This is a genomic window from Pseudomonas sp. MH10 (assembly GCF_034353045.1).
GTDB lineage: Bacteria > Pseudomonadota > Gammaproteobacteria > Pseudomonadales > Pseudomonadaceae > Aquipseudomonas.
This window is the reverse complement of record NZ_CP133783.1, coordinates 309,948-335,719: the sequence shown is the minus strand read 5'-3', so window position 1 is coordinate 335,719 and position 25,772 is coordinate 309,948. Positions and strand designations below refer to the sequence as shown.

22 protein-coding genes are annotated in these 25,772 nt (G+C 56.1%); 11 read left to right on the top strand and 11 right to left on the bottom strand.

From position 1 onward, the window contains the following. The first annotated feature begins 43 nt into the window (after positions 1 to 43). Together dusA and tal are read left to right on the top strand one after the other, a co-directional pair. Positions 44 to 1,009 (top strand): tRNA dihydrouridine(20/20a) synthase DusA, encoded by a 966-nt coding sequence (gene dusA, locus RHM59_RS01510; protein WP_322285780.1) that lies wholly within the window; start codon positions 44 to 46, stop codon positions 1,007 to 1,009. A 152-nt stretch (positions 1,010 to 1,161) separates the two neighbouring features. Further along, positions 1,162 to 2,088: a transaldolase gene (tal, locus tag RHM59_RS01505; RefSeq protein WP_322168736.1), complete on the top strand. Its 927-nt coding sequence runs from the start codon at positions 1,162 to 1,164 to the stop codon at positions 2,086 to 2,088. A gap of 76 nt (positions 2,089 to 2,164) precedes the next feature. Here the strand turns inward: tal and rssC are convergent, their stop codons facing one another. Both rssC and rssB read right to left on the bottom strand, forming a co-directional pair. Then, the gene (rssC, locus tag RHM59_RS01500; protein WP_322168732.1) at positions 2,165 to 2,656 is read right to left on the bottom strand and encodes an anti-sigma factor antagonist RssC; all 492 of its coding nucleotides are present in this window, start codon (positions 2,654 to 2,656) and stop codon (positions 2,165 to 2,167) included. Next, a complete protein-coding gene (gene rssB, locus RHM59_RS01495) occupies positions 2,656 to 3,837 on the bottom strand; it encodes a two-component system response regulator RssB (RefSeq protein ID WP_322168730.1) in 1,182 nt (393 codons plus the stop codon). Before rssB ends, rssC begins: the two co-directional genes overlap by 1 nt. Before the next feature lie 269 nt (positions 3,838 to 4,106). Here rssB and RHM59_RS01490 point away from each other — a divergent pair, with 269 nt between their 5' ends. Continuing rightward, entirely contained in the window at positions 4,107 to 4,406 is a 300-nt protein-coding gene (locus RHM59_RS01490) for a PilZ domain-containing protein (protein WP_322168728.1), read from the top strand. 75 nt (positions 4,407 to 4,481) lie between these two features. On the opposite strand, the gene RHM59_RS01485 is transcribed toward RHM59_RS01490, so the two are convergent. Further along, the gene (locus tag RHM59_RS01485; RefSeq protein ID WP_322285779.1) at positions 4,482 to 5,183 is read right to left on the bottom strand and encodes a VacJ family lipoprotein; all 702 of its coding nucleotides are present in this window, start codon (positions 5,181 to 5,183) and stop codon (positions 4,482 to 4,484) included. A 200-nt stretch (positions 5,184 to 5,383) separates the two neighbouring features. Here RHM59_RS01485 and RHM59_RS01480 point away from each other — a divergent pair, with 200 nt between their 5' ends. Then, positions 5,384 to 6,049, top strand: a complete 666-nt coding sequence (locus RHM59_RS01480) for an HAD family phosphatase (protein ID WP_322285778.1) — start codon at positions 5,384 to 5,386, stop codon at positions 6,047 to 6,049. Between the two features lie 121 nt (positions 6,050 to 6,170). Continuing rightward, complete coding sequence (locus RHM59_RS01475; RefSeq protein ID WP_322168720.1) at positions 6,171 to 6,440, top strand: DUF4404 family protein; 270 nt, start codon at positions 6,171 to 6,173, stop codon at positions 6,438 to 6,440. Positions 6,441 to 6,496: 56 nt separating this feature from the next. Here RHM59_RS01475 and queF read toward each other — a convergent pair whose 3' ends face one another. The 5 genes from queF to RHM59_RS01450 form a co-directional block, all read right to left on the bottom strand. Continuing rightward, the gene (gene queF / locus RHM59_RS01470; protein ID WP_322168717.1) at positions 6,497 to 7,327 is read right to left on the bottom strand and encodes an NADPH-dependent 7-cyano-7-deazaguanine reductase QueF; all 831 of its coding nucleotides are present in this window, start codon (positions 7,325 to 7,327) and stop codon (positions 6,497 to 6,499) included. Between the two features lie 61 nt (positions 7,328 to 7,388). Further along, a complete protein-coding gene (locus RHM59_RS01465) occupies positions 7,389 to 7,910 on the bottom strand; it encodes a cupredoxin family protein (protein ID WP_322285777.1) in 522 nt (173 codons plus the stop codon). A gap of 37 nt (positions 7,911 to 7,947) precedes the next feature. Beyond that, positions 7,948 to 9,195: a lipoprotein-releasing ABC transporter permease subunit gene (locus RHM59_RS01460; RefSeq protein WP_322168712.1), complete on the bottom strand. Its 1,248-nt coding sequence runs from the start codon at positions 9,193 to 9,195 to the stop codon at positions 7,948 to 7,950. Between the two features lie 62 nt (positions 9,196 to 9,257). Then, positions 9,258 to 9,941 carry a lipoprotein-releasing ABC transporter ATP-binding protein LolD gene (gene lolD, locus RHM59_RS01455; RefSeq protein WP_322168709.1) on the bottom strand — a complete coding sequence of 228 codons (684 nt, stop codon included), beginning with the start codon at positions 9,939 to 9,941 and terminating at the stop codon, positions 9,258 to 9,260. A 7-nt stretch (positions 9,942 to 9,948) separates the two neighbouring features. After that, entirely contained in the window at positions 9,949 to 11,199 is a 1,251-nt protein-coding gene (locus RHM59_RS01450) for a lipoprotein-releasing ABC transporter permease subunit (protein ID WP_322168706.1), read from the bottom strand. Positions 11,200 to 11,292: 93 nt separating this feature from the next. On the opposite strand from RHM59_RS01450, the gene RHM59_RS01445 reads away from it, so the two are divergent. Both RHM59_RS01445 and RHM59_RS01440 read left to right on the top strand, forming a co-directional pair. Then, a complete protein-coding gene (locus RHM59_RS01445; protein WP_322168704.1) occupies positions 11,293 to 11,880 on the top strand; it encodes a PilZ domain-containing protein in 588 nt (195 codons plus the stop codon). Between the two features lie 146 nt (positions 11,881 to 12,026). Beyond that, the gene (locus tag RHM59_RS01440; RefSeq protein WP_322285776.1) at positions 12,027 to 12,749 is read left to right on the top strand and encodes a glycerophosphodiester phosphodiesterase; all 723 of its coding nucleotides are present in this window, start codon (positions 12,027 to 12,029) and stop codon (positions 12,747 to 12,749) included. A gap of 42 nt (positions 12,750 to 12,791) precedes the next feature. Here RHM59_RS01440 and sthA read toward each other — a convergent pair whose 3' ends face one another. Together sthA and RHM59_RS01430 are read right to left on the bottom strand one after the other, a co-directional pair. Next, complete coding sequence (gene sthA, locus RHM59_RS01435) at positions 12,792 to 14,186, bottom strand: Si-specific NAD(P)(+) transhydrogenase (protein ID WP_322168698.1); 1,395 nt, start codon at positions 14,184 to 14,186, stop codon at positions 12,792 to 12,794. A 197-nt stretch (positions 14,187 to 14,383) separates the two neighbouring features. Next, positions 14,384 to 15,379, bottom strand: coding sequence for an FAD:protein FMN transferase (locus RHM59_RS01430; RefSeq protein ID WP_322285775.1), 996 nt, complete (start codon positions 15,377 to 15,379; stop codon positions 14,384 to 14,386). A gap of 142 nt (positions 15,380 to 15,521) precedes the next feature. Between RHM59_RS01430 and RHM59_RS01425 the strand changes: the two genes are divergently transcribed. Then, positions 15,522 to 16,082, top strand: a complete 561-nt coding sequence (locus tag RHM59_RS01425) for a chalcone isomerase family protein (RefSeq protein WP_322168692.1) — start codon at positions 15,522 to 15,524, stop codon at positions 16,080 to 16,082. 137 nt (positions 16,083 to 16,219) lie between these two features. Continuing rightward, positions 16,220 to 17,515, top strand: coding sequence for an MFS transporter (locus RHM59_RS01420; RefSeq protein WP_322168690.1), 1,296 nt, complete (start codon positions 16,220 to 16,222; stop codon positions 17,513 to 17,515). A gap of 280 nt (positions 17,516 to 17,795) precedes the next feature. Here RHM59_RS01420 and RHM59_RS01415 read toward each other — a convergent pair whose 3' ends face one another. Next, positions 17,796 to 19,259, bottom strand: a complete 1,464-nt coding sequence (locus tag RHM59_RS01415) for a glyceraldehyde-3-phosphate dehydrogenase (protein ID WP_322168687.1) — start codon at positions 19,257 to 19,259, stop codon at positions 17,796 to 17,798. 178 nt (positions 19,260 to 19,437) lie between these two features. Between RHM59_RS01415 and mfd the strand changes: the two genes are divergently transcribed. Further along, entirely contained in the window at positions 19,438 to 22,890 is a 3,453-nt protein-coding gene (gene mfd, locus RHM59_RS01410) for a transcription-repair coupling factor (protein WP_322168683.1), read from the top strand. Positions 22,891 to 23,019: 129 nt separating this feature from the next. Beyond that, positions 23,020 to 25,722, top strand: coding sequence for a DEAD/DEAH box helicase (locus RHM59_RS01405; RefSeq protein WP_322168681.1), 2,703 nt, complete (start codon positions 23,020 to 23,022; stop codon positions 25,720 to 25,722). Positions 25,723 to 25,772 lie beyond the last annotated feature (50 nt).

Genomic DNA, 25,772 nt, shown 5'->3' with positions numbered 1-25,772 from the left:
CGGACGAAAACCAGTGACGAAAATCGTTACAAATCAACATGTTATGAATAGACGCTTTAGCGTCGCCCCGATGATGGATTGGACTGACCACCATTGCCGGTACTTCCTACGGCTCCTGTCAAAGCACGCCCTTCTCTATACAGAGATGGTCACCACCGGCGCATTACTCAACGGCGATCACGAGCGCTTTCTGCGCCATGACCAAACTGAGCATCCATTAGCGTTGCAATTGGGTGGCAGCGTCCCTACGGACTTGGCCGCATGCGCGCGGATGGCGGAGGCTGCGGTTTATGACGAGGTTAATCTGAACGTCGGCTGCCCGAGTGATCGGGTGCAGCACAATTTGATCGGTGCGGTGTTGATGGCGCATCCGGGGCTGGTGGCGGATTGTGTGAAGGCAATGCGGGATGCGGTGGCTATTGCGGTGACGGTGAAACATCGCATCGGAATCAATGGCCGAGACAGCTACGCTGAGCTGTGTGATTTTGTTGGTCAGGTGCATGAAGCGGGTTGCACCAGTTTTACCGTGCATGCACGGATTGCAATTCTTGAGGGCTTGTCGCCCAAAGAAAACCGCGATATTCCGCCGCTTCGGTACGACGTGGTAGCAAAGCTGAAGGCAGACTTTCCCAATCTGGAAATCATTCTGAACGGTGGCATCAAGACCCTTGAGGAGTGCGCCGAGCACTTGGAGATCTTTGACGGGGTGATGTTGGGCCGCGAGGCTTACCATAATCCGTACATTCTGTCTGACGTCGATCAACGGCTGTTTGGCAGCACCGCGCCGGTAATTTCCCGAGCGCAAGCGCTGTCGGCCTTGCGGCCTTATATTGCTGCGCATATCGAAAGTGGTGGATCAATGCATCACATCACTCGCCACGTACTGGGTCTTGGCACGGGCTTTCCAGGAGCACGGCGTTTTCGGCAACTGTTGTCAGTCGACATCCATAAAGCACAAAACCCGCTGGCGCTGCTCGATCAAGCGGCAGAGCTGCTGGATGGTCGCTAGTTATCTATAAGTTAACGGAACAAGCTGTGCGGACGGGGCTCAAATGGATCTGGATTGCCCATCCGCCTCAGGACGCATCGACGAAGATGCTCTCTTGAGTGGCCGGCAGCGCTCGGGTAATGTCATCTAACCGCACAGGACAGAGCACACTCATGACTTCCAAGCTGGAACAACTCAAGAAAATCACCACTGTAGTCGCCGATACCGGCGATTTTGATGCCATCGCCCGTCTTAAGCCGGTGGATGCCACGACCAACCCGTCCTTATTACTCAAAGCTGCTTCAAGTTCGAGCAACGAAGAATTGCTCCAGGAAGCATTTAAGGGCAGTAAAAACGATATCGGCTTGGCCTGCGACCGTTTCGCTGTCGCTATCGGTCAGAAAATTCTTAAAGTCGTTCCGGGCCGCGTATCTACCGAAGTGGATTCCCGCCTCTCGTTCGACACCAACGCCATGATCGAACGTGGCGAACGCCTTATCGGTTTGTACGACGAAGCCGGCATCGGCCGCGAGCGGATTCTGATAAAGCTGGCATCGACCTGGGAAGGTATCCGTGCCGCCGAGAAGCTGGAAAAAAGCGGCATCCAAACCAACCTCACCCTATTATTCTCGTTTGCTCAGGCGGTAGCCTGCGCCGAAGCCGGCGTGTTTTTGATCTCGCCGTTTGTGGGTCGGATTTACGACTGGTACAAAAAATCGGCTGGTCACGACTTTGTGGGCGCCGATGATCCTGGCGTTCAGTCGGTCAGCAAGATCTACAACTACTACAAGTCTAACGACTACAAGACAGTGGTCATGGGCGCCAGCTTCCGCAACCTGAGCCAGATTGAGCAATTAGCCGGCTGTGATCGCCTGACTATCAGCCCAGATCTGCTGGAGCAACTGTCGAAAGACATGGGCACGCTGGAGCGCAAACTCGCACCGGGCAACCCGGGCGAACCGCGTCAAAGCCTGACCGAAAACCAGTTCCGCTGGGCATCGAACGAAGACGCCATGGCCACCGAAAAATTGGCCGAAGGTATTCGCCAGTTCGCTCGCGATCAGGAAAAACTTGAGGCATTGCTCGCCGCTAAGGCCTGAATGCATAAAGGGCGGCACCTTTTTGTAGGTCCGCCCTTTTTTATGCCCGCCCAAAGCGATGACTGTGCCAGTCGTTTTAGTGGGCCTTAATGCCCTCAAGCGCATTGACCAGATCATGAAACGCTTCGCGATTCGAGTCGTTAAGGCCCATCAAAATCTTGTGCGCCTCCAACACCTTCGCTTTTACCACTTCCTCGGACTGATCTTGCGAGGGCAGGTCCGTCAACGAGTCAGGGCAGCGAATCGGCCGATCAACGATGTTGAACACCTGATCGAACCCCATCGACTGCAGTAGCCGAGTAATGTCTTCGTGGGTGGTGACAACCGTCGGCAGCAATCCAACTTTTTGCCGCGACATGATCGACAGCTTGGCCAGCAAGCCGAGCGTCGTGCTGTCTATGCTGCGGGTTTCGGTCAAATCGATGACGATTGCCGAAAAATTCCGCGAGGTGAAGATTCTTTCAATAGTTGTATCCAACGCCGAACAGAGCGTCAGCCGCACTTCCCCAACGAACTTGAGAATGAACGTGCCTGCTTGCTCGGCGAACTGGATTCTACCGGTACTCATTAAAGGTTCCTGCTCAACACCAACAAGGCGATATCATCCGGCATCTCCCCTAGCGTGGCCAATCCAAACACTTGACGCAGGCCTTCCAGGCTGCCGCCTGCCGCTTTCACCAATTGAGGTAAAACGGCTTCTTTCTCTTTGAGTGTATCACCCGGTAAAAGGTCCAATATCCCATCAGACAGCAAGGTCAGACTGAACGCTTCGGGCAAATCCAACACATGATCCTGATAGGTCGCTTCATTGAACAGTCCTACTGGCAAGCCTCGACCCTCCAGATAGTGCACTTCAGTGGGCGTATACATAATCGGTAGCGGTAAATGGCCGCCGATGCTGTAGGTCAATTTTCCGGTGTCTTCGTCGATGACGCCGCCAACCATGGTGACATGCTTACCCAGGTTGCAGTTGATCAATCCACGATTGATGTGACCAAGTACTTCCGAAGGCTTGAAGTCGGGCATGGTGCCGTTGCGCTTGAATTCGAACATCAAACGCGTGGTCATGAATTTCAGCAGGACCGTAACAAACGCGGATGAAGCTCCGTGCCCCGAGACGTCAGCCAAATAGAAGGCTACGCGGCGCTCGTCGACGCGAAAGTAGTCTACAAAATCGCCAGACAAGTACAACGACGGAATGATCTCGTGAGCGAACTGAAACTCGCCGACTTCCCACGGGTTCACCGGCAGCATGTTCATCTGAACCTGGCGACCGGCATTCTGGTCTTCCTGGAGCAAATGCAAGCTGGCTTCAAGTTCCCGGTTAGCCGTTTCCAGCTTTTGCCGATAGCGTTGGTTTTCCAGCAGCAAGCGTGCTCGATCCAAGGCTCGACGCACCGAATGCTCGAGCACTGCCAGATCTTCCAACGGCTTGACCAGGTAGTCTGCCGCGCCCAAACGCAATGCCTCGACAGCGTCGTTCATCACGCCAGCGCCGGAAACGACGATGACCGGCATATCAGGGGCGAGGTCTGTCACCTGACGGATAAGTTCAAGGCCGCCTACCTGAGGCATACGCAGGTCGCAGATCACTAGATCGGGCTTTTTTTGCTCGAAGATCTGAAGGCCCTGCAAGCCATTGCTCGCTTGCAGGACGCTGAAGCCACTGTCTTCCAAATAGGCGGCGATGCTCGCGCGCACTACCTCGTCGTCATCGATTATCAGCAGCGTGGCACTGGTTTTCTGCATGTGGGCAAACGGCGCCAGGGGTAGGTTGGCGTAAGCGATTCGGATCTACCGGAGCGCTTACTGGATTCGCTTCTAGCCTCTCTAAAACGGTAGCGACAGACTTTTCGGTCGCTGACATTGCCATTCAGAGGTGCCCTTCAAGGCGCAGACGGTACTCCCATCCGACGGGCGTTTCAAGCTCATGCCTGTGGTGCCTTGGAGTCTTTACATCACAAATCACAGAGAGTTATAAGAACAGACAAATCAGCAACTAAATCGAAGGACTAACCATGAGCCAAAATGACCGGGACTACGCGGAAAAGAGAGATTACATCCGCATGCGTGTGGATGCCGACATCACCTTGCTGTATGCAGGCCAGATCATCCCTGCATTCTGCGTAGACCTGTCAAGCTCGGGCATGCAGGTGCAGGCGCCGCGTGCATTCAAGGTGGGCGACAAGCTGAACGTACACATCGACTCGGACCATTCGGCCCTCAAAGGATTAGAAGCTGAAACCGAAGTGGTTTGGCTTGTGGATCATGAAGAAGGCGGTCAAAAACTCGGCCTGACGATTATTTCGATGAATTGATACTAATTTTGTCGTTGCGAATTTATTGAAAAAAAAGGCGACCCGAAGGTCGCCTTTTTTTCAGATCAAGAACGATTAGAAATCGTCTTTCACCTTGCCGTCTTTGACCTTGAATTCGCGATGCTGCAGGTAAGCGTTACGGATGAACGTGTACTTGTCACCGCTGATCAACTTCTCAGCCGACAGCAGGCTGGCGCGGGTATCAATGATATCCAGCGCCTCAAGCGAATTACGCCAGGCGATGTCATTCATGTAGGGGTACGGCGCGTCATAGGTGTCAGGAAACCTGGCGAGGCCATCACGCACGGTGCTTGGGCCAAGCAATGGCAGCATCACGTAAGGACCGCTGGAAACACCCCAGTAACCCAAGGTCTGACCGAAGTCTTCGTCGTTACGCTGCAAGCCCATACGGGTGCCGACGTCGATGAAGCCAGCAACACCCAGCGTGGTGTTCAACAACAGACGCGCTGTATCGACGCCCGCAGCATGGGGTTTGGCCTGCAATACATCGTTGGCAAAGTTGCGAACGTCGCCAATGTTGTTGAAAAAGTTATGGATGCCGTCTTCAACGAATTTTGGCGTGATGAACTCATATCCTTGAGCCAGCGGCTTCAGCGCGTAAGTATCAAGCGTATCGTTGAAGCGAAAAATAACGCGGTTGACGCCTTCCCACGGATCTTCATCCGCCGCTTGAGCTGCCAAAGGGACCAGTGCTACACCGGCAATAAAGCACAGTTGAGCCAGACGATTGATTAAGCCTGCACCAGTCACGGGCATAGCTGACACTCCTAATTAATGGGTCGGGCTCTTGCCCTGCACGTCAAGGCCGGCATTATAAGGCCTTATGCGACATTTTTGGCAGTCTCCCTGATACTGATAGTGCTAATGCACAAAATCGATAGCGTTCTGCCCCTCAAGCGTTCATCTAACTGTCATAAAGCCTCCGTAGCGTAGGAGAATATTTCAGGGACGCCACTATGCCTGCGCCACACGCCCTACATCCGCCTGTACCCGCTCCCGCCTTCACCGCGTTGCTCTTCGGCCTCAGCGGCTGTTTGGTGGACTTTGGCGCCTGTGCAGCGTCCTCATCGAGCAGTAACTCGACCAGTATCAAGCCTGAAAATCTGCGCGATGGGATCAACGAATACGCCAGCGTTACCCCCGGCTCCCTCGCTATTCTGCAAACCCTCAACCGCCAAGGGGTGCCCTGTGCCTGGCTGGATGAATTACCCGAAACCCTGAGTCAACACCTCGCCAAGCCACTCGAAAACTGGATAAAGCCTGCAGGCCGTTCCAAGGCCTGCGCGGATTGGCCTGCACCGGATGCTTGCTGGCAAGCGTTAATGAGCCTCAACGTGCAACAGTTAGACGGCTGCGTGCTGGTTAGCGGCGAGCCACGGCTGTTGCAGTCAGCGCTGAACGCGGGACTTTGGACTATCGGCTTGGCAACCTGCGGGCCACTTTGCGGTTTGTCGCCCAAAGACTGGCAGGCGCTTAGTGACGCCCAGCGCGAATATCGACGAGGCCAAGCTACCTTGCAGCTCTACAGCCTCGGTGTTCATTCGGTGATCGATCACCTGGGCGAGCTCGCGTCCTGCTTGGCGGATATCACGTTGCGAAGGACCAAAGGCGAAAAGCCCTGATAACGTCTGTTTGATCAAGATCATGCACTTAGGAGCGGAGTGGATTAGTCTTACGCACATCACGGACCTTTTAGCCTTGCGCTGGGTCCATGCCAGAGCCTATCCATAGAGGGAGCACGCTATGCCTGCCCGCGAACTGCAAGAACAACTCAATACCCTGCGCGAGCAACTGGAGAAGAATCCACCGCTTTCCGAATCTGAACGTCAGCATCTGCACGAACTGATGGTGCAAATCGACCGTAAAATCAAACTGGAGTCCATGACCCAGGACCAGGATTCAAGTCTGTCCGACGGTGTTAACCTTGCGGTGGAACGCTTCGAGCTGAAGCATCCAGCCATTGCCGTCACACTGCGCAATATCGTGCAGACTCTCGGTAACATAGGGATTTAAACCTTTTCAGGTTTTATCTTCTGTAAAAAAACCCGTCCTGCCGACGGGTTTTTTTATTACTGTCGCGCCAGCCGGCGATTTTCATGACTGATCGCTTCGGTGCTGCGGTAGGGGTTGATATCGAGACCGCCCCGGCGTACGTAACGCGCGTAAACCGTCAATTTTTCCGGTTTAAGCAGGCGTTGCAAATCAAGAAAAATTCGCTCGACACATTGCTCGTGAAAGTCGGAGTGCTGACGAAAGCTGACGATATAAGCCAACAGACTGGCAGGCTCGAGCGCCCGACCGCGGTACTCCACGACAACGCTGCCCCAATCGGGCTGACTGGTCACTGGGCAATTGGATTTAAGCAGATGGCTGTGCAGGCTTTCTTCGATCACTCTCGATTCATCGCACCGCAATAACTCCGGACGTGGCGCCTCGTAGCTGGTGACGTTGATATCCAGGTCGTCGATGCAAGCACCGGGCAGTGACGCAACCCCTTCTCGCTCAATGTCGACCAGACTGCGAATGCGCACGCCCACCGACTTACCCGCAGATGCTGACAAGTCTTTTTCCAGTACCGCCACCAGCACCGCGCGATCAGCGAACACGGTTTGGTTCAGCGAGTTTAGGTAGAGCTTGAACGACTTGGATTCGATGATATTCGGCGAGTCTGCCGGAATACTGAACTCACCGATGGCCACAACCGGTTTGCCGGATGGCAATAACCATGACAGCTCATAGCAGTTCCAGAAGTCGACCCCCTGATAGGGCAAGGTTTCAGCGGTCAGACCGAGTTCGGCCCACTTCGCGGCACGGGGAATCGGGAACAGCAATGAAGGCGTGTAGGTGGCGATGTATTCACTGGATTTGCCCAGCGGCGAATGTTCGGCTGCGGGATGCATAGCGGAGACCTGACTAAATTATCCCGCCGAGTTTATAGGGTTTACACGCCGCTTTCAGCGCTTAGTCGACGATCTCGACGTTGCCAACCATTCCCGCCTGATAATGCCCAGGAACATTGCACGCGAATTGAATGCCACTGGCCTTGCTGAACGTCCACGTCAATTCCGCGGTTTTACCCGGTTCGACCAGCACACTGTTAGGATCATCGTGCTTCATCGCTCCACCCATCATGCTGCCGTGATCCATGGCGTCATGGTTGACTCCGGTCGGCAGAAGCATTCCGTTTTCCTGCATTTCACGCATTTCTTTTTGATGTTCAGCATGCATGGACGCGCTGCCGAGGTTGAACTCATGCAGTAACTGTCCCTTATTGGTCAGCACAAAGCGCACCGTCTCACCGGCTTTGACCTGCAAGACCTTGGGCTGTAAATAAATATCACCCAGTGTTACCTGCTCGGTGCGCGTGGCTTGTGCGGCCGGGGATGCATGTCCAAAACTCAGGGTTTCGTCAGCGCTGGCCAGCAGGGGCAAACTCAACGCACACATCCCCGTTGCGACTAACAAGCGAAAAAGCGTGGTCATAATTTCTCTCCCTTATGGAATCCATGAATCCTGAAAATCACTCGTACCGCAACGCGTATGCCGGCTGGATCTGCGCCGCACGCCAGGCTGGGTACAGGGTAGCCAGAAAGCTCAGAATAAACCCGGCGCTGCAGATCAAGACGACATCGCCGCCTTGTAATTGGGACGGCAGGTTGTTAACAAAGTACACGTCTGAACTGAAGATGTGCTGACCACTGACACGTTCGAGCCAGCCGACCATCGCGCTGACATTGATCGCAGCAATGACGCCCAAAACGCCGCCGATCAACGTACCAACGATGCCGATAACAGTACCCTGAACCATAAAAATAGTCATGATCTGCCCGGGCGTGGCGCCGATGGTGCGCAGGATCGCAATGTCAGCGCCCTTATCATTCACCACCATGATCAACGTTGCGATGATGTTGAAGGCAGCCACGGCCACAATCATCAGCAACAACAGACCGATCATGGTCTTTTCCATTTTCATGGCGCTGAACAGACTGCCTTGGGTATGGGTCCAGTCATCGGCACGGTAATCAGCCCCCAAACCGGCGACGATGGACGCTGACACCTGGGGTGCGGTATACAAATCCTTTAGCGCCAACCGCACGCCTTGCACTTGATTCGGCTGCCAATGCTGTATCTGTGCAGCATCGGCCACGTTGATCAGTGCCATGGTGCCGTCAAGCTCTGCGCCAACCTTGAAAACGCCAACCACGGTCAAACGCTGCAGGCGCGGTGTAATGCCACCCGCAGCCGTCGCGCTGGCTTCCGGGACGATCAAGGTAACTTTGTCGCCGACATTCAAACGAAAGCGTCGGGCAGTGATTTCACCCACCACCACCCCGAACTCACCGGCTTTAAGGTCTTCCAGACGGCCTTGAGTGATGTGTTGAGCCACAATTGATACTTCGTGCTCGAGCGCCGGATCAACACCGCTGACCTGGATCGGCTGCATCGAGCCCTTATAGGAGAACATGCCGTCCATTTCGGTAAACGGAACGGCAGCGGTCACCTCAGGGTTCTTCAGTGCCGCCGCCGCAACGGGCTTCCAGTTGTCGAGCGGCGTTACGCCATTGATGACGGCGTGGGGCACCATGCCGAGAATCCGCGAACTCATTTCACGCTGAAAGCCGTTCATGACCGATAGCACAACTATCATCGCCAGAACGCCCAACGCGAGGCCGATCATCGAGGTCATGGAAATAAACGAAATAAAATGATTTCGGCGCTTGGCGCGGGTATAGCGCGTGCCAATAAAGATCGATAACGGTCTGAACATTCGCGGAGCACCGTAAAAAAGTGTGAAAAACCCGACGCCGTTATGGGCGTCGGGCTAATGGGTCAGCCTTCGACCAGTCGGCCTTCTTCAAGACGCAACACACGGTCCATCTGGCTGGCCAGGCTCATATCGTGAGTCACCACCAAAAACGCCGTGCGCGACGAGGTGCTGAGCTCCAGCATCAAATCCTGAATACCCTGAGCCGTATGCTGATCAAGGTTACCCGTAGGTTCATCAAGCATCACTAAGCCTGGCTGATTCACCAATGCCCGGGCAATCGCAACACGTTGCCGCTCGCCACCTGACAACTCCGACGGCTTATGCGCCAGCCGATGCCCAAGCCCCACGCGTTGCAGCAAGGCCGTAGCGCGCTGTCGTGCTTCCGGGATCGCCGTACGCCCGATCAAGAGCGGCATGCACACGTTCTCAAGCGCGGTGAATTCTGGCAGCAGGTGGTGAAACTGGTACACGAAACCCAGCGATCGATTGCGCAGCAGCCCGCGAGCTTTCTCGCCCAATGCCGACAGCTCTTCGCCCGCCAGCCACACGCTACCTTGCGAAGGTGTATCCAGACCACCCAACAGATTGAGCAGCGTACTTTTACCCGAGCCGGAACTGCCGACAATTGCCACGCGCTCGCCAGGGTGCAATTCCAACTGCAAACCCGACAAAACCACCACGGACTCCGGGCCTTCCTCGTAGGATTTGCCCAGATTGCGGCAACTCAGCACTGCTTTATCACTCATGCCCGACTCACTCATAACGTAACGCCTCCGCCGGCTGGGTGCGCGCAGCACGCCAAGCTGGATACAGGGTGGCGAGGAAACTTAAAACCAATGCGGCGCCGCAGACCAAAACCACGTCTTCGGTCATCAACTGCGACGGCAGATAGTCAATGAAGTAGACATCTGAACTGAGAAACTTGTGCCCTATCAGACCTTCAAGGGCGGAAATGGCTGCGCTGACATTGAGTGCGGCAAAGATCCCGACCACCGCGCCAATCAACGTACCAACCACGCCAATGACGGTGCCTTGGACCATGAAAATACCCATGATCTGCCCAGGCGTCGCACCGAGGGTACGCAAAATTGCGATGTCGCCCTTCTTGTCGTTAACCACCATTACCAGCGTAGAAATGATGTTGAAGGCCGCAACGGCGACGATCAGCAGCAACAACAGGCCGATCATGGCTTTTTCCATACGAATCGCTTGATACAGATTGCCATGGGTTCGGGTCCAGTCACGGGCATAAAACTCGTGATCGCCCAGCTTCTGGGCAATTTCCCACGCCACGCGTGGCGCTTGGAACAGGTCATTGAACTTGAGTCGCAAGCCCTGCACCTGATCCGGCTTCCAGCGATGCAGGCGGGCCAGATCCGTCAGATTGGTCAGGCCAAGGTAGCCATCCAGCTCACCGGCACCGACGTGAAAAATGCCGACCACAGTGAAGCGCTTCATGCGCGGAAAGATGCCGCCGGGGGTCACGGTGACTTCCGGGGCAACGAAGGTGACCTTGTCACCCAGACCAACACCCAGGTTGGTGGCGGCCTTGTCACCGATCACAATCCCGAAACTGCCAGGTGTCAGATCGTCGAGGCGACCCTGCTGCATGAAGTTATCGATAATGGAGACTTTGCGCTCTTCGACCGGATCGACCGCGTCCAGGAGCACCTTCTGCACTTTACCGTTGTTGGTCAGCAAACCCTGCATCTGGGTAAACGGCGCGACCGCCTGGACTTCAGGATGCGTTTTGACCTTTTCAGCCAGCGCATGCCAGTCGTTGATCGGTCGATCACCCTCAATGGTGGCGTGGGGCACCATGCCGAGGACGCGGGTTCGCATCTCATGATCGAACCCGTTCATCACCGACAACACGACAATCATTACAACCACGCCAAGGGCAAGGCCGATCATCGACGTCAGGGAAATGAAAGAGACAAAATGATTACGACGTTTCGCACGGGTATAACGCGTGCCAATAAATACAAAAAGAGGTCTGAACATTTAGGGGCTTGTTCGGAGGAAAAGGAACGTCCTTGTGGCGAGGCTCAACGAGCAGCTTTACACTCAGACCACCGCCGCTACCATGGGTTCGCCATGTCGACATTAGATGAAGAAGATCGCCGCGAATACTACCGTATCGAGGACACGATCGCACTGGAAATAAACCAACTGTCAGGCTCCGGGCCAGGCCATCCGGCGTCCGCGCACGACACCTCTATTTTGTTCAACCTGCTCAGCGATCTGCATGTCAGCGAGTTCGAATCTCAGCATCTGCTGCGCCAGCTTGGCGAAAAAGACCGCGTGCTGAATAGCTTTCTGAAGGCCCTGAGCAAGCGCATCGATTTACTGGGCCAAGTGGTGGCACATACCGTTCTAGGCAGCATCGGCGAGCCCCAGCTGGTGACGCTGTCCGAAGGCGGTGTGCAATTTCATCATCCGCTCCCCCTTCCAGCCGGCACTCAGCTGTCGGTCAAGATGGTGTTACTACCCGAGGCAAGAGGCCTCATGGTTAACGCAAGAGTCACCCATTGTGATGCCCATGAAATCGGCAATTATGAGATTGGCACCGAGTTCGAAGACCTCTCGGACGCTCAACGACAGCTGCTTGCCCGACACATCCTGCAACGACAATCTCAGCAACGGCGCTTGGCGAAAGAACAAAGTGAGACGCCTGAGTCATAGGATTGCCGGGGCCGCCTGACCATGCTGGGTTGGCGCCGACCTCTTCGAAACTGAATTTACCCTCACAACACATCAGGGCCGGGCGCCACCAGCCCTACCCTTTTCAACCTTGAGTCAATATTGACGGACGCCCCCTAGGAGTAAACGTGACGCTCATTTACGGCCACCGCGGCGCCAAAGGCGAAGCACCGGAAAACACCCTGACCAGTTTCCAGGAATGCCTCAAGCATGGCGTTCGTCGATGTGAACTCGACCTACACCTGTCGCTGGACGGTGAGCTAATGGTCATCCACGACCCAACGCTCAAGCGCACCACTGATCGACGCGGCAAAGTGGTCGAGCACTCCGCCGCCGACCTTGTGACCTATGACGCACGTAAAGGTGGCCCAGGCTGGTTCCAACCTTGCCCGATTCCGCGTTTGGAAGAATTGTTCGAAACCTGTGATTTCGACCATTGGCAATTGGAAGTCAAAAGTGCCTCACGCACCCGCGCTGCAACCACTGTGTTGGCGATTCGCGAGATGGCGCAACGTCATGGCCTGTTGGACAAAGTGACGGTGACGTCAAGTTCCAGGGAAGTTTTGCGAGCAGCGCTGGACCTGACCCCCGATTTATCTCGGGGATTAGTCGCCGAATACGCTTGGCTCGACCCATTGAAGGTCGCGCACGGTTATGGCTGCACGGTATTGGCGTTGAACTGGACCCTATGCACACCTGAGCGGCTACAAAAGGCCCAGCGTCAGGGTTTGCACGTGTCCGTGTGGACAGTCAACGAACCCGCGCTGATGCGCAGGCTCGCCGACTTCGGCGTAGACAGCCTGATTACAGACTTTCCCGGTTTGGCCAGCGCCACGCTCGGGAATCACTGAAATCGGTCTCCCCGACCGGCTCAGGCCACCGGCCGGAGCCGCTTAAAAAAGCCGGTTGAGGCCGTCGTAAGCAGCTACCCGATACGCTTCGGCCATGGTCGGGTAGTTGAACGTGGTGTTAACGAAATACTTCAGCGTATTGGCTTCGCCCGGCTGGTTCATGATCGCCTGACCGATGTGCACAATCTCTGACGCCTGGTCACCGAAACAATGCACGCCCAGCACTTGCAGCGTGTCGCGGTGAAACAGGATTTTCAGCATGCCCACCGGTTCGCCGGAAATCTGCGCCCGCGCCATGCCTTTAAAGAACGCCTTACCGACTTCGTACGGCACCTTTGCCTGGGTTAGCTCGTGTTCGTTTTTACCGATCGAGCTGATCTCGGGAATCGTATAGATACCGGTTGGCACGTCGTTGACGAAGCGCCAGCTGCCGTTGTCGACAACACTGCCTGCCGCTGAACGCCCTTGGTCATAAGCCGCACTCGCCAAACTCGGCCAGCCGATTACGTCACCTGCACCGTAGATGGTCCCCACACTGGTGCGGTAGTTCTCATCGACTTCAATCTGACCACGGCTGTTGGCTTTGATACCGACGTTTTCCAGACCCAGCTTGTCAGTGTTACCGGTGCGGCCGTTACACCACAGCAAGGCATCGGCCTTGATTTTTTTGCCGGACTTGAGGTGCAGGATCACACCGTTTTCCAGGCCTTCAACTTTCTCGTAATCTTCGTTATGGCGAACCATTACGTTGTTGTTGCTGAAGTGGTAGCTCAGCGCCTGGGCAATTTCCGAATCGAGGAAGCTCAGCAACTGCTCACGGTTATCCACCAACTCAACCATCACACCCAGGCCACTGAAGATCGATGCGTATTCGCAACCGATAACCCCAGCACCGTAGATGATCAGTTTGCGCGGGGTATGCCCGAGGCTGAGAATGGTGTCGCTGTCATAGATACGTTTGTGGGAAAAGTCGATGTCGGCCGGACGATAAGGGCGCGAACCAGTGGCGATGATAACCTGACTGGCCACCAGCTTTTCCACTGCGCCGTTGGCGCACACCACGTCGACGGTACGCTCGTCAGCAAAACTACCGGTGCCAAAAAACACGTCGACTCGGTTGCGGGCGTAATAACCCGTACGCGAGGCCACTTGTTTATTGATGACCTTTTCGGCGTTTTTCAACACGTCTGGGAACGAAAACCAACGCGGTTCGCCAATCGCCCGAAACATCGGGTTGGTGTTGAACTGGATGATTTGCTTGACCGAGTGACGCAATGCCTTGGACGGGATAGTGCCCAGGTGAGTGCAGTTGCCGCCGACCTGCTGACGGCTATCGACCATCGCGACCTTGCGCCCCGCTTTCGCGGCGTTCATTGCCGCACCTTCTCCCGCAGGACCGGAACCCAGTACCACTACGTCGTAGTTGTAGACAGCCATGCGTACTCCTATAGAACGGGCCGAAACGCCACTCTGGCGTCTCTGGCTAAATCACGTCGCGGCCAGCGACATGAAGGATCAAAACCTGGGGCGCAGTCTAACCAAGCGCCGACGCGGCGAACATTAACCCTTGGTCGCGTCGTAGGCTAATGTTGTATGCACTACATCGCCCATCGCATCCAAAAACCTGCGCTCAGCTACTGTAATTTGCCGGGAAACAGGCGGTCGAATTCCGCACTGCTGCGGATGATAAAGCCGTTATCGGCTCGGATCACAAAAAATGCTGCGATTTTATGCGCGTCGGCAAAGGCCCACCCCCGTTCCGGGCCGAGAATCTCTAGTAATGTGGAGAGCCCATCAGCCACTAACGCGGAATGATCAATGACCGTGACGGATGCCAGCGCATGCACAATTGGCGCTCCGGTCAGTGCATCGAAAGTGTGGGAGTAGCGTTTGCCGTCTTGCTCGAAATAATTTCGATAGTCGCCGGAGGTAGAAACGCCATACCCGTCCAGTTCGACAATTTTTTCGGCAACCTGCTGATCGTCTCGCGGCGTTTCAAGGGCTACGCGCCAAGGCGACCCGTCGGCTTTTTTGCCGACCGCCTTGAGTTCACCAGTGGCCTCGGCCAAAAAACTCTGGATGCCCAATGCCTGTAAGCGAGCGCTGATGAGGTCCACCGCGTACCCGGCGGCGATGCTGTTGAAATCGACCTCAATCGGCGCGTCCTTGCACAACTGATCGCCGTCAACGCTAAGGTGGCCGTGACCCACGCGCTGAAGCACCTGCGCCAACTGTTCCGGCGTCGGCACACGTTCGACCCGGGCTTGCGGCCCAAAACCCCATACATCGAGCAATGGCTCGACGGTTAGGTCGTAGGAGCCCTGGCTGTCGTTGGACAACTGCTCACCGAAACGCACCAACTGCAGCACGCCTGCGGGCATCGGCTGACAGCTGTTTCCTGGCAGCTTATTGAACCGCTCAATATCGGAGTCGGCGCGGTAGGTCGACATTTGCCGATCCACTTCGGCCAGAATCGCCTCAACCTCCGGCTGAATATCCTTGGCCTGTGGTCCGCCAGAGTGCCTGACGTACTGCACCGAATAGGTGCTGCCCATGGTCGGACCCGTAAAGCTTTCAAGACTGTCACCCGAATCGCACGCGGTCACGGCACTTATCAGCACCAAAGACATCGAAATTCTTACCAGATGGGGACAGAGCCGAAGCGACGTCAGCCGCATACGCCAATCAAAACGCATAGTCACTCTCAAAACCCGTCGTTGGACAACAATTGTCGTACCTGTTTACGCTAAACACCAATGAGGCTCGGCCGTTATGCGATATCTGCTTCTCTGCTTGTTACTGTTGTTGAGCCCGATCGTCTCGGCCGACTCAGCCGATCGACTCAAGGAAGCCGCGTTTCCCAGCCAATTGAGCGACAAAACACCTGCGCTTGCGCTAAAAGGCCAGGGGGTACTGACTTATTTATGGGCTGACGTTTATGCCGCCGCCCTGTTCAACGAGCCGTCATTGAGCGCCCAACAAGCGTTTAGCGAACAGCGTGCGCAATGTCTTGAGCTGTATTACTTCCGAGATATTGATCGCTCGGACGTGATCAAGGCGGCCGATGCTACGCTGGCCCGTCAACAAGACGAAGCCACCCTCGCCCGCTTGAAACCGGAACTGGATCAACTGCACGCAAGCTTTCACAACATTCAGCGCGGGGACCGCTATCTACTTAGTTTTCTACCGCAGCACGGCCTTAGCTTAGAGCGAAATGGCCAAGTAATTTTCAAAAGTGCAAACCCGGAATTGTCGCGGGTCTACTTCGGTCTCTGGCTGGGGCCCGACGGTTTGTCGAAAAGCTTGCGTAAAGCCCTGTTAAATCGAACTTAAACCGCGTTTTCCAGTTGTCTTGGCGACTTATTAAACATATTGTTACATCTATGTGCTGCATGCCGGCAGGATGCCAAGGTGCAACAACAAAAAAAACAAGGGATTTCAGCGACATAGCCTAACGTGAGTAATTTGAAATGGCCTCGAATACGGGCAAGGGCAAGGCGATTTTTCGCGTTGTCAGCGGCAACTTTCTAGAAATGTTCGACTTTATGGTCTACGGCTTTTACGCCACGGCCATTGCGAAGACTTTCTTCCCTACCGATAGCGCTTTTGCTTCACTGATGCTGTCGTTGGCGACATTCGGTGCCGGCTTCCTGATGCGCCCATTGGGTGCGATTTTCCTCGGCGCTTATATTGACCGTCACGGCCGTCGCAAAGGCCTGATCATTACATTGGCGATGATGGCCATGGGCACGGTGCTTATCGCCTGTGTACCGGGTTATGCGACGCTTGGCGTTGCAGCGCCGCTGCTGGTGTTGTTCGGGCGCTTGTTACAAGGCTTCTCCGCTGGCGTGGAACTGGGCGGTGTCTCGGTTTACCTCGCAGAAATCTCAACGCCGGGCCGTAAAGGCTTCTTCGTTAGCTGGCAATCAGCTAGCCAACAAGCTGCGGTGGTATTTGCCGCCTTGCTCGGTGTCGGTCTCAACCATTGGCTGAGCCCGGAACAAATGGGTGATTGGGGCTGGCGCGTACCGTTCCTGATCGGCTGCATGATCGTTCCGGCGATCTTCATTATTCGTCGTTCGCTGGAAGAAACGCCTGAGTTCCAGGCCCGCAAGCATCACCCAACCTTAGGCGAAATTATTCGTTCGATCGGCCAGAACTTTGGCTTGGTATTGGGTGGCACCGCGCTGGTGGTGATGACCACTGTGTCGTTCTACTTGATCACCGCTTACACACCGACCTTCGGTAAAACCGAGCTGCACCTGACCGACTTGGAAAGCTTGCTGGTCGCAGTATGTGTGGGTATCTCGAACTTCATCTGGCTGCCAGTCATGGGCTCGTTGTCTGACCGCATCGGCCGCAAACCGCTGCTGTTGGCCGCAACTATCCTGGCATTGCTCACGGCTTACCCTGCGCTGTCTTGGCTGGTGGCCCACCCAAGTTTCGAAAACCTGTTGATTGTCGAGCTGTGGTTGTCGTTCCTGTACGGATCTTATAACGGTGCCATGGTTGTAGCCCTGACCGAAATCATGCCCGTCGATGTACGGACAACCGGTTTCTCCCTGGCCTACAGCCTGGCAACGGCGACCTTTGGCGGCTTCACCCCGCTGGCCTGCACCTACTTGATCCACGTTCTGGATAACAAAGCAGCGCCTGGCATCTGGCTTAGCGGTGCCGCCCTCCTGGGCTTGGTCGCAACGCTGGTGCTGTTCCGCAAAGGCAAAAACCGACTGGAAGCGCCTCAGGCGGTTCCTGTTAACGGCTGATAGCTGGATACAAACGTCGTGATAAAAAATGCCCCGGTTAGCCGGGGCATTTTTTTGTCTTGAGTTTGGTATTGACCTACTTACGCAACTATCAGCCGCGATGACGACCCGTGGGAGGTGGCTTGCCGACGAACGCGGTCAGTCACCACCGAGTCGCGACTTTCGCAGGCAAGCCTGCTCCCACCGTTTTTGATCGTCATGTGGGTGCAATATCCATCGAACACCAGACAGCAGACAAAAAAATGCCCCGACTCATCAGGGCATTTTTTACAACCGCTGCTTACTTCGGAAAAGCTGGCGGGTTAACCCCAGCAATATCTTCCATAACGCGCACCACCTGGCAGCTGTAACCGAATTCGTTGTCGTACCACACGTACAGAACAACGCGGTTGTCGTTGCAGATAGTCGCTTCAGCATCGACAACACCGGCGTGACGCGAGCCAACGAAATCGGTTGAAACCACTTCCAGCGAGTGAACAAAATCGATCTGCTTATGCAGATCCGAGTGCATTGCCATGTAGCGCAAGTACTCGTTGATTTCTTCGCGGGTGGTGGGTTTTTCAAGGGTCAGGTTGAGAATCGCCATCGACACGTTAGGTGTCGGTACCCGGATCGCATTGCCGGTCAACTTGCCAGCCAGCTCAGGCAGGGCCTTGGCGGCGGCGGTGGCGGCACCGGTTTCGGTGATGACCATGTTCAGCGCGGCACTACGGCCACGGCGATCACCCTTGTGGAAGTTGTCGATCAGGTTCTGGTCGTTGGTGTACGAGTGAACCGTTTCAACGTGACCGTTGACGATACCGAACTTGTCGTTGACCGCTTTGAGCACCGGCACGATGGCGTTGGTGGTGCAAGAAGCCGCCGAAATGATCAAGTCATCAGGGGTAATCTGGTCATGGTTGATGCCATGCACGATATTCTTCAGCTTGCCTTTACCCGGCGCAGTCAACACAACGCGGGCGATGCCCGGGCAGGTCAAATGCTGGCCCAGGCCTTCGGCATCGCGCCACACACCGGTGTTATCTACCAGCAAGGCATTCTTGATGCCGTACTGAGTGTAATCCACGTCAGTAGGGTTCTTGGCGTAGATCACCTGAATCAGGTTGCCGTTGGCGGTGATGGTGTTGTTGGCTTCATCAATGGTGATGGTGCCATCGAACGGGCCATGTACCGAGTCGCGACGCAACAGGCTGGCACGCTTGATCAAATCATTGTCGGCGCCTTTGCGCACAACAATCGCCCGCAGACGCAAGCCATCGCCGCCGCCGGTTTTTTCGATCAGAATCCGCGCCAACAGGCGACCAATCCGGCCAAAACCGTACAGCACGACATCGGTGCCTTTGCCCGAGGTAGCGCTTTGCTGACCCACTACATCGGCCAACTCATCACGTACAAATTGCTCGGCGCTGCGGCCCTTGCCTTCAGCCTTGAATTTCACGGCCAGCTTGCCCAGGTCCACCGAAGCGGCACCCAGTTTTAGCTCACTCATGGCTTTAAGCAGCGGGAACGTCTCATGCACGGACAACTCGACGCCATCGGCCTGACGGTGACGAGCAAAGCGATGTGCTTTAAGAATTGCGATGACTGAACGGTTGATCAGGCTGCGGCCATAAATCGAGCTCACCACATTATTATTGCGGTAGAGCTGACCGATGAGAGGGATCATTGCCTCGGCGAGGGCTTCACGATCGATCCATTCACCAAGACACTGGTCGGGCTTCTGAGTCACGGGAACCTTCCACATGTAGGGGCTGAAAAAAGGGACTACATTATGCCGCCGCCTTTGTTTATGAGCAATGCGTGACAGTGAGATCACACAGCACTACATAAATTCCATGCACGTGAAACGCTGAAAACTGACAGCACACGCCTTCGTTCGCTACAATCGCCGGCCCTGTCGCAACGCTGGAGCTCAACCTTCCGTGCCCGTTCTGCGTCTACCGATACTCCCTGCTGCGGCAGGCAAACAACACTGGGGCAATTTGCCCGGTGCTGCCCTCAGTCTGGCCATTGCCGAGGCCGCCAGTGCTGCCAAGCGTTTTACGCTGCTGCTAACCGCTGACAGCCAAAGCGCCGAGCGTCTTGAGCAAGAACTCGGCTTTTTTGCGCCGGACTTGCCGGTTCTTCATTTTCCAGACTGGGAAACCCTGCCCTACGACCTGTTTTCTCCGCATCAGGATATTATTTCCCAGCGCATTGCCAGCCTGTACCGGCTGCCAGAACTGGCGCACGGCGTGCTGGTGGTCCCCATCACCACCGCCCTGCACCGACTGGCGCCGACCAAGTTTTTGCTCGGCAGCAGCCTGGTGCTGGACATCGGCCAAAAGCTCGACGTCGAACAAATGCGCACCCGGCTCGAAGCCAGTGGTTATCGCTGCGTTGATACCGTGTACGAGCACGGTGAGTTTGCCGTCCGTGGCGCGCTGATCGATCTGTTCCCCATGGGCAGCAAACTGCCGTACCGGATCGATCTGTTCGACGACGAAATCGAAACCCTGCGCACCTTTGACCCGGAAACCCAGCGCTCCATCGACAAGGTGCAGTCGGTTCGGCTGCTGCCCGCGCGCGAGTTTCCGCTGCAAAAAGATGCCGTGACCCGCTTCAAGGCCCGGTTTCGCGAGCGCTTCGACGTAGATTTCCGCAAGTGCCCGATCTTTCAGGACTTGAGCAGCGGGATCACGCCGGCCGGAATCGAGTACTACCTGCCGCTGTTCTTCGATGAAACCTCGACCCTGTTCGATTACCTGCCCCAAGACACCCAGGTGTTCTCGCTGCCCGGCATTGAACAAGCGGCCGAGAACTTCTGGAGTGATGTGCGCAACCGCTATGAAGAGCGCAAAGTCGATCCCGAACGGCCGTTGCTGCCGCCCAGCGAATTATTCCTGCCGGTAGAAGACTGTTTCGCCCGCCTGAAAAGCTGGCCACGGATAGTCGCCAGCCAACAAGACGTCGAAACCGGCGTCGGCCGTGAACGGTTCCCGGTTCTGCCGCTGCCAGACCTGGCCATCGAATCCAAGGCCACCCAACCACTGGCCGCGCTATCAAAGTTTCTCGACGATTTTGCGGGGCGCGTGTTGTTTACCGCCGAGTCTGCCGGGCGCCGCGAAGTGTTGCTGGAGCTACTGGAGCGCCTGAAGCTGCGGCCAAAAACCGTCGACGGCTGGACAGACTTCATCGAAGGCAAAGATCGCCTGTCGATCACCATTGGGCCGTTGGACGAAGGCCTCATTCTGGAGCAGCCAGCTCTTGCGCTGATCGCAGAAAGCCCGCTGTTCGGCCAGCGGGTCATGCAGCGTCGACGTCGGGAGAAACGCACCGACGGTGGTAATAACGACGCAGTGATCAAAAACCTCACTGAACTGCGCGAAGGCGCCCCCGTGGTCCACATCGACCACGGCGTAGGTCGCTATCTTGGGTTGGCAACACTGGAAGTCGAAAACCAGGTCGCCGAGTTTCTGATGCTGGCGTACGCCGAAGAGGCGAAATTGTACGTGCCGGTGGCCAGCCTGCACTTGATTGCACGTTATACCGGCAGCGATGACGCCTTGGCGCCGCTGCATCGGTTGGGTTCTGAGACCTGGCAGAAAGCCAAGCGCAAAGCCGCCGAACAAGTCCGTGATGTGGCCGCTGAATTGCTCGACATCTATGCCCGTCGAGCCGCCCGTGAGGGCTATGCCTTCGCCGACCCGAAAGCCGACTACGCGACCTTCAGCGCCGGCTTCCCGTTCGAAGAAACTCCAGACCAGCAAACCACCATCGATGCCGTGCGCGCCGACATGCTCGCGCCAAAGCCGATGGACCGCCTAGTGTGCGGCGACGTGGGCTTCGGCAAAACTGAAGTGGCCATGCGCGCGGCGTTCATCGCCGTGCACGGCGGTCGCCAGGTCGCCATTCTGGTGCCGACCACCCTCCTCGCCCAACAGCACTACAACAGCTTCCGCGACCGCTTTGCCGATTGGCCGGTCAGCGTCGAGGTCATGAGCCGCTTCAAGTCCGCCAAAGAGATCAACGCCGCTGTCGCGGACTTGGCCGAGGGCAAAATCGACATCGTGATTGGCACGCACAAGCTGCTGCAAGACGACGTGAAGATAAAGAACCTCGGGCTGGTGATCATCGACGAAGAACACCGTTTCGGGGTGCGCCAGAAGGAACAGCTCAAGGCCCTGCGCAGTGAAGTCGATATCCTGACCCTGACCGCAACACCGATTCCGCGAACGCTGAACATGGCCGTGTCGGGGATGCGCGATTTGTCGATTATCGCCACCCCGCCGGCGCGTCGTTTGTCGGTGCGCACCTTTGTCATGGAGAACAACAAAAGCACCGTCAAAGAAGCCTTGCTGCGTGAACTGCTGCGTGGTGGGCAGGTTTACTACTTGCACAACGACGTCAAAACCATCGAGAAATGCGCCGCCGACCTCGCTGAGCTGGTGCCGGAAGCGCGCATCGGTATTGGCCACGGGCAAATGCGTGAACGCGACCTCGAACAGGTAATGAGCGATTTCTACCATAAGCGCTTCAACGTGCTGATCGCCTCGACCATCATCGAGACCGGCATCGACGTGCCCAGCGCCAACACCATCATCATCGAACGGGCCGACAAGTTTGGTCTGGCACAACTGCACCAACTGCGCGGCCGGGTGGGTCGAAGTCACCACCAGGCGTACGCCTATTTGCTGACCCCGCCTCGAGCACAAATCACCCCGGACGCCGAGAAGCGTCTGGAAGCGATTGCCAACACCCAGGACCTCGGAGCGGGCTTCGTGCTCGCCACCAACGACTTGGAAATCCGTGGCGCGGGCGAACTGTTGGGCGATGGCCAGAGCGGGCAAATTCAGGCCGTGGGCTTTACCCTGTACATGGAAATGCTCGAACGCGCAGTCAAGGCCATTCGCAAGGGAGAACAACCGAACCTCGACCAGCCCTTGGGTGGCGGCCCGGAAATCAACCTTCGGTTGCCGGCCCTGATTCCCGAGGCGTATTTGCCTGACGTGCATACCCGCCTGATCCTCTACAAGCGCATTGCCAACGCCGCCGACGAAGATGGCCTCAAGGACTTGCAGGTCGAGATGATTGATCGCTTCGGCCTGTTACCTGAACCGACTAAGAATCTGGTGCGTCTGACGTTGCTCAAACTGCAAGCCGAGCAATTGGGTATCAAGAAAGTCGACGCTGGGCCGCAAGGTGGGCGTATTGAGTTCAGCGCAAGTACCCAAGTCGATCCGCTGGTGCTGATCAAGCTGATTCAGGGTCAGCCAAACCGCTACAAATTCGAAGGGGCCACGCTGTTCAAATTCATGGTGCCCATGGAACGGCCAGAAGAGCGCTTTAACACGCTAGAGGCGCTGTTCGAACGTCTTGCTCCGAAAAAAGCGTGATTCCAGAAAAGCGCTCTACTTGAACCGCGCGCCCGGCCATACTGGTCGACGTTTATCACAAAGCACTCAAGGGGCGCATTGCGCCTCTTGCCTTTTGAGCACCGCTGCGGCGTAGGGCTGTATTGAACTGTGTCGTCAATTCTTGAAAGAGTTTTAGCCTCTTCGTGGGCAGATGGTTTCAAAGCTCAGAGCCTTGAGCGAGGGCGTGACTATGCCCGGCAACAACGCATCATGTTGCACCACCTGAGCGGTGAATTAGTCCAGACGCTATGCCGAGGCTCAAGCCTGGAAATCTACACCCAGACCCTCAAGCTCAAGGACCCCGCGAAGTACAGCCAGTTCGTGATCGCCAAATGCACCTGTCCAGTCCGTAACAACTGTAAGCACTGCGCCGCCGCGTTGTTTTTCCTGCAAGCCCCGGAAAATCAGCCGTCAATCCTTGCTGCGCTGGACATCGCCGAACCCACGATCGATCTCGCTCCCCCCGTAAAACAAAAACCGGCGCTGCCCGAACGCGCAATCGACTACTTTCCACGACCACGGCTGACAGTCGCCAGTGTCGAGTACAGTGCCTACGAACCCCGTAACGGCCGTATGCAACGGCACCTCCAGCACCGCGCGGCCTTGGCTTTTGGCTATGGTCCTTACTATGCGGCGGGCAAACCCGTCGATATGGTTTTGCACGAGCAAACCGAGACCCTGCGCCTCCATCGCCACGCCGATGAGGAAAAACGCTGCTACGAGGCGATGCAGGAACGTGGCTTTAAGCTGGCGACTCGGCAAAGCAAGGCACTACCCGACAGCGCCGGGGATATGTTCGAACTGCCGAACGATAAAGCCTGGCTGCATTTCATGACCCACCAATTGCCGCTGCTGCGCGACCAAGGCTGGGAAATTGATATTTACGACGACTTCAGTTTCGACGTCACGCCGGTCGAAGACTGGTATGCGGTCATTCAGGAGCAGCCAGAACACGACTGGTTCGACCTGGAACTGGGGATTATCGTCAACGGCGAGCGCCTGAGTTTATTGCCGATTTTGATCAACCTGCTGCGCACTCACCCTGAGTTGATGAGCGCCAGCGGGATAGCCAAACGCCGCGACGACGAACAGCTTCTGGTACAGCTCAATCATTTCACGCAGAAAGGCGGCGAACCGATTCAGGTGGCGCTGCCTTATGGTCGGCTGAAACCGGTGCTGGCAGCCTTGGGCGACTTCTATTGGCACGACGACGGCAATAACGCGCTACGGCTGAACACTGCTGACGCTACGCGCCTGACGGTATTAGACGACTTGCAGTTGATTTGGGAAGGCGGCGAGCGCGTGCGTCGTTTCGCTGATCGCTTGGCCAACATCAAGAATTTTTCGGTCGGTGTACCTGAGCGCTTGAACGCAACGTTGCGGCCCTATCAGCACGAAGGCTTGAGCTGGATGCAGTCACTGCGCGAGTTGGAAGTGGGCGGCATTCTTGCTGATGACATGGGTCTGGGCAAAACCCTGCAAACCTTGGCTCACCTGCTTATAGAGAAACAAGCGGGTCGAATGGATCGCCCTTCTCTGGCGGTCATGCCGACCAGCCTGATCCCTAACTGGATGGACGAAGCCGAGCGCTTCACCCCTGACTTGAAAATCCTGGCGCTGCATGGCGCTGGCAGAAAACGCGAATTTGCGAACCTGCAGGATTACGACCTGATCTTGACCACCTATGCGTTGCTGCCGCGTGACGTCGAACTGTTGGCGCAGCAACCGCTGCACGTGCTGATACTCGACGAAGCGCAATACATCAAGAATCCCCGCAGCAAGGCCGCTAATGCTGCACGCAGCTTGAATGCCCGACAACGTCTATGCCTGAGCGGTACACCGCTGGAAAACCACTTGGGCGAGCTGTGGTCGCTGTTTCACTTTTTGATGCCGGGCTGGCTGGGTGACAACAAACACTTCAATAGCAATTACCGCAAAGCCATCGAAAAAGACGGCAGCGAGGAGCGGCTGCAGCATTTGAATGCCCGAATCAAGCCGTTCTTGCTGCGCCGAACCAAAGAACAAGTCGCCACCGAGCTCCCGCCGAAAACCGAAATTGTGCATTGGGTCGAGCTCAACGACACCCAGCGTGATGTATACGAAACCGTCCGGCTGGCCATGGACAAGAAGGTTCGCGAGGAGATCAGTCGCAAAGGCATGGCGGGCAGCCAGATCATTATTCTTGAGGCGCTGCTGAAACTGCGCCAGGTGTGCTGCGATTTACGCCTGGTCAACAGCGCTCCTACCACCGGGCGCCATGGCAGCTCAGCCAAACTGCACAGCCTGATGGAGATGTTCGACGAGTTATTGGCCGAGGGTCGAAAGATCCTGTTGTTCTCCCAATTCACGTCCATGCTCGCCTTGATCGAGGCGGAGCTGAAACAACGCGGAATCGAGTATGTGCTGCTTACCGGCCAAACCCGCGACCGCCGTGCGCCGGTGCACGACTTTCAGAGCGGCAAGGTGCCGGTGTTCCTGATCAGCCTGAAAGCCGGCGGTACCGGTCTGAACCTGACTGCCGCCGACACCGTGATTCACTACGACCCCTGGTGGAACCCGGCAGCGGAAAACCAGGCCACCGACCGTGCGTATCGCATCGGTCAAGACAAACCCGTGTTCGTTTACAAAATGATCGCGCGCGGCACCGTCGAAGAGAAAATCCAGCGGTTGCAGCAAGAAAAATCAGCGCTGGCCTCCGGTGTGCTGGATGGCCGAGCGGCGGGTGACTGGCGACTGGAGAGCGAAGACATCAGCGCGTTGTTCGCGCCGCTGCCTTTGCCCTCACCCAAGCCGAAAAAGGCCAAGCACTAACGCAAAATACTCTGAGCTAACTTGTTGGCGAGGCCCTTTAAAGCGAACTG

Coding starts and splice junctions, on each gene's coding strand:
- RHM59_RS01430 (WP_322285775.1), bottom strand. CDS start 15,379: ATGTCTTTGGTGCTGATAAGTGCCGTGACCGCGTGCGATTCGGGTGAC.
- queF (WP_322168717.1), bottom strand. CDS start 7,327: ATGCATCCCGCAGCCGAACATTCGCCGCTGGGCAAATCCAGTGAATAC.
- RHM59_RS01475 (WP_322168720.1), top strand. CDS start 6,171: ATGCCTGCCCGCGAACTGCAAGAACAACTCAATACCCTGCGCGAGCAA.
- RHM59_RS01425 (WP_322168692.1), top strand. CDS start 15,522: ATGCGATATCTGCTTCTCTGCTTGTTACTGTTGTTGAGCCCGATCGTC.
- tal (WP_322168736.1), top strand. CDS start 1,162: ATGACTTCCAAGCTGGAACAACTCAAGAAAATCACCACTGTAGTCGCC.
- RHM59_RS01490 (WP_322168728.1), top strand. CDS start 4,107: ATGAGCCAAAATGACCGGGACTACGCGGAAAAGAGAGATTACATCCGC.
- rssB (WP_322168730.1), bottom strand. CDS start 3,837: ATGCAGAAAACCAGTGCCACGCTGCTGATAATCGATGACGACGAGGTA.
- RHM59_RS01465 (WP_322285777.1), bottom strand. CDS start 7,910: ATGACCACGCTTTTTCGCTTGTTAGTCGCAACGGGGATGTGTGCGTTG.
- RHM59_RS01480 (WP_322285778.1), top strand. CDS start 5,384: ATGCCTGCGCCACACGCCCTACATCCGCCTGTACCCGCTCCCGCCTTC.
- RHM59_RS01450 (WP_322168706.1), bottom strand. CDS start 11,199: ATGTTCAGACCTCTTTTTGTATTTATTGGCACGCGTTATACCCGTGCG.
- lolD (WP_322168709.1), bottom strand. CDS start 9,941: ATGAGTGATAAAGCAGTGCTGAGTTGCCGCAATCTGGGCAAATCCTAC.
- RHM59_RS01420 (WP_322168690.1), top strand. CDS start 16,220: ATGGCCTCGAATACGGGCAAGGGCAAGGCGATTTTTCGCGTTGTCAGC.
- RHM59_RS01485 (WP_322285779.1), bottom strand. CDS start 5,183: ATGCCCGTGACTGGTGCAGGCTTAATCAATCGTCTGGCTCAACTGTGC.
- RHM59_RS01415 (WP_322168687.1), bottom strand. CDS start 19,259: ATGTGGAAGGTTCCCGTGACTCAGAAGCCCGACCAGTGTCTTGGTGAA.
- sthA (WP_322168698.1), bottom strand. CDS start 14,186: ATGGCTGTCTACAACTACGACGTAGTGGTACTGGGTTCCGGTCCTGCG.
- RHM59_RS01445 (WP_322168704.1), top strand. CDS start 11,293: ATGTCGACATTAGATGAAGAAGATCGCCGCGAATACTACCGTATCGAG.
- RHM59_RS01460 (WP_322168712.1), bottom strand. CDS start 9,195: ATGTTCAGACCGTTATCGATCTTTATTGGCACGCGCTATACCCGCGCC.
- rssC (WP_322168732.1), bottom strand. CDS start 2,656: ATGAGTACCGGTAGAATCCAGTTCGCCGAGCAAGCAGGCACGTTCATT.
- dusA (WP_322285780.1), top strand. CDS start 44: ATGAATAGACGCTTTAGCGTCGCCCCGATGATGGATTGGACTGACCAC.